This is a genomic window from Allobosea sp. 01N443 (assembly GCF_056399325.1).
The window spans coordinates 1-3,386 of record NZ_JBFTRC010000329.1 but is presented as its reverse complement, the minus strand read 5'-3'; the positions used below and the strand labels follow the sequence as shown (position 1 = coordinate 3,386).

3 protein-coding genes are annotated in these 3,386 nt (G+C 65.2%); all 3 read right to left on the bottom strand.

Annotated elements, in window-relative coordinates; genetic code table 11:
- Positions 1 to 145: 145 nt before the first annotated feature.
- Complete coding sequence (locus tag AC1DRP_RS35750) at positions 146 to 1,255, bottom strand: ABC transporter ATP-binding protein (protein WP_441507827.1); 1,110 nt, start codon at positions 1,253 to 1,255, stop codon at positions 146 to 148.
- Positions 1,256 to 1,259: 4 nt separating this feature from the next.
- Positions 1,260 to 2,789, bottom strand: coding sequence for an argininosuccinate lyase (gene argH, locus AC1DRP_RS35745; RefSeq protein ID WP_441507828.1), 1,530 nt, complete (start codon positions 2,787 to 2,789; stop codon positions 1,260 to 1,262).
- Between the two features lie 7 nt (positions 2,790 to 2,796).
- Positions 2,797 to 3,386: carbohydrate ABC transporter permease (locus AC1DRP_RS35740; RefSeq protein WP_476771040.1), on the bottom strand; the 590-nt coding region annotated here is incomplete at its 5' end.

Below are 3,386 nucleotides of genomic sequence, written 5' to 3'. Positions count from 1 at the left end.
CCAGAGCCCTCAGGCTCTCTTGACTATGCTGTATCGCTCGACGAACCGCCTCTGTCGTCGTGGCGCTCCCATGGTGAACCTGGCCCATAGCGCCTCCTTCCACTCACGCGAAAAGACTGCACCATCAAAGCCCGGGATCAAACACCTAGGAAAGGCGCAGCCGCGTCTCCGCATCGAACAGGTGTAGCCGGTCGAGATCGCATGCGAGTTTCACTGCCGCTCCGGCGGCAGGTACGAAGCGGCCATCAGCCATGCCGACCACTTCGCGGCCGGCGAGCTTGACGATGACCTGCGTCGTGACGCCGAGGGGTTCGGCTACGACCACCGTGGCATTGAGCTTCTGCCGCCCCGCGGAGGTGAGGTCGGGTGCATCGAGCGGCTCGACCGTGAGATTGTCGGGCCGCAGGCCCATCAAAACCGTGCTGCGGTCGCCGAGGCGCGCGCCCGCGTCAGGGGCGAGAGTGAGCGCCGCGCCACCGGGCTCCAACGCCAGCGCGGGCATCCCGTTCTGCTGGACCACGGAGACCTCCAGCAGGTTCATCGTCGGCGTGCCGATGAAACCGGCAACAAAGGCGCTCGCAGGGGTGTGAAACACGTCGAGCGGCGTGCCGACCTGCTCGATCCGTCCGTCGCGCATGATCACGATTCTGTCAGCGAGAGTCATCGCCTCGATCTGGTCATGCGTCACATAGACGATCGTGGTGCCGATCGACTGGTGCAGCCGCTTGATCTCGGTGCGCATCTGGCCGCGCAGCTGGGCGTCGAGATTGGAGAGCGGTTCGTCGAACAGGAAGACGGTGGGATCGCGCACGATGGCGCGGCCCATGGCGACGCGCTGGCGTTGGCCGCCGGAGAGCGCATTAGGCCGGCGTTCGAGCAGGTCGGTCAGCCCAAGCAGCGCGGCCGCTTCGCGTACCTTGCGGTCGATCTCGGCCTTCGGCAGTTTTGCAGCGTAGAGGCCGAAGGCGATGTTCCGGTGCACCGTCATATGCGGGTAGAGCGCATAGTTCTGGAACACCATCGCGATGTTCCGGTCCTTGGGCTCCAGCGTGTTCACGACGCGGCCGCCGATCGAGATCGTGCCGTCGCTGAGGCTCTCGAGCCCGGCGATCATCCTGAGTGTTGTCGACTTGCCGCAGCCTGAAGGACCGACCACGACGATGAACTCGCCATCGGCGATCTCGAGGTCGATGCCGTGGACAATGCCGACATCGCCATAGCGCTTGACGACCTTGCTGAGCGAAACGCTGGCCATCGGCTCAAAGTCCCTTCGGCGCGGAGAATGAGGCAATGGCGCCGGACAGCGTCTTGCCCGCTGCGGCGTCCCGCGCAGCGTGACGGGCAATCAGCTCCCGCGCCTCTGCAGCCTGTGCCTCGTAGAGGGAGAGGCTTTCGGCGATCGCGGCAGGGGCCGGTCCGCCTGGGAGGGTCCGCACCGAGACGAAATACTCGGGCGTCACGGCCTCGCGGAATTCGGCCTCGGTCAACACCGGGTCGCGGTCGGTGACCTTGCGGAACAAGGCGACGAACTCGGCATAGGGCACCGTGCCAAGGGTCTGCCGGGTCGCCTGCAGGTGCTTTGCCATCGCGGCGGCGACATGATGCGTGATGGCGAAGGGCAGTTTTTCGCGGCGCACCAGCGTGTCGGCGAGCTCGGTGATCGTGGCGTAGGACGCCTCGATATTCGCCCGCGCCCGCGTCTCGTCGACCTTGGCGGATGCGAAGACCCCGCCGAGAAGGCTGAGCGCGCGTTCGGCCATGACGAAGGCTTCGTAGCCCTGACCATGGACCTCGTGCTCATTGTCGTTCATGTCGGTGAAGGGCGTATTGTGCAAGGCGAGCAGCACCGCGTCGCATTTGCCCCCGGTGAGCGAAGCCATCAGGCGCAGATGCTCGACGGGAACCGGATTGCGCTTCTGCGGCATGATCGAGGAGATCTGCACGAAGCCGTCGGAGAAGCGCAGTTGCCCGACCTCGAACGAGGTCCAGAAGGCGAGGTCCTGCGCGAAACGGCCGAGATTCAGCGCCAGCACCCGCAGGGCCGAATAGACGCCGGCGGTATAGTCGCTCGAGGCGATGCAGCCATAGGAGTTCCGCAGGAAATCGGGGAAGCCGAGCAGGTCTGCGACGCGGGCGCGGTCGAGCGGGAAGCCTGTCGTGGTGATGGCAGCTGCGCCCATCGTGCTGAGGTCGACGACCTCGCGCGCCTGCATCAGCCGGGTCACGTCGCGCAGCAACACCTCGATCACTGCGCCGAGATAGTGGCCATAGGTCGAAGGCTGGGCCGGCTGGCCGTGTGTATAGGCGAGGATCAGCGTGCCGGCCTCCTCGCGCGAGCGMCGGATCAGCGTTGTGATCAGGTCGAGCAGCTGCAGGCCGAGCGTGTCGAGCCGCTCGCGCAGCGCGAGCTTGAACAGGGTGTGGTCGATATCGTTGCGCGAGCGCCCGGTATGCAGGCGCCCGGCGATGTCCTTGCCTATCAGCGCCGCGAGCTTGGTCTCGATGAAGAAGAACAGGTCCTCATGCTCGCCGGTATAAGCGGCGGGTTCGGCTCCGGTGAGTTCACGTTCCACGATGTCGAGAGCGCCAAAGATCGCCGCCGCCTCGGGGCGGGTCAGCAGGCTCTGCTCGGCCAGCATGACGCCATGGGCGCGGTGCAGGCGCAGGAGATGGGCGAGATGATGCATCTGGCTATGGGCAAAGCCCGGCGCCAGCACGGTGCGGGCATAGACCGGCGCCGGAAAACGGTCGTCGCTGCCGGAAGGGGCGTCGGGCGTAAGCGCGTTCATGCGAGAATCAGCCTTTCAGGCCCGCGAGCACGACGCCGCGGATGATGTAGCGCTGGAAGATGACGAAGACGACGAGCGTCGGCAGCGTCGCGATGGTGGCACCGGCCATGATCAGCTCCCAATCGGTCAGGAACTCGCCGGAGAACGAGGCAAGGCCGACCGGCAGTGTGTAGAGCGCACGGTCATTTGTGGCGATCAGCGGCCAGAGGAAGGCGGTCCAATTGCCGAGGAAGGTGAAGATCGCCAGGGCCGACAGCGCCGGCGTCACCAGCGGCAAAGCCACCTTCCACCAGATCGCGAATTCGCCGAGCCCATCGATACGCGCGGCATGGATGTAGTCGTCGGGCACGCCGGCGAAGAACTGCCGCATCAGGAAGACGCCGAAGCCGGTCATCAGTCCGGGAAACATGATGCCCCAATAGCTGTTCAGCCAGCCGAAATTCTTGGCCATCAGATACCAGGGCACTACCAGCATCTCGGTCGGGATCATCAGCGTCGTCAGGATGGCGATGAACACCACCTCGCGGCCGCGGAACTTGAACTTGGCGAGCGTGTAGCCGATCAGCGAATCGAAGAAGAGCACGGACAGGGTGACGA

What these genes read in the sequence shown, in the direction of transcription:
- AC1DRP_RS35750 (WP_441507827.1), bottom strand. Translation starts at nt 1,255, where the DNA reads ATGGCCAGCGTTTCGCTCAGCAAGGTCGTCAAGCGCTATGGCGATGTC.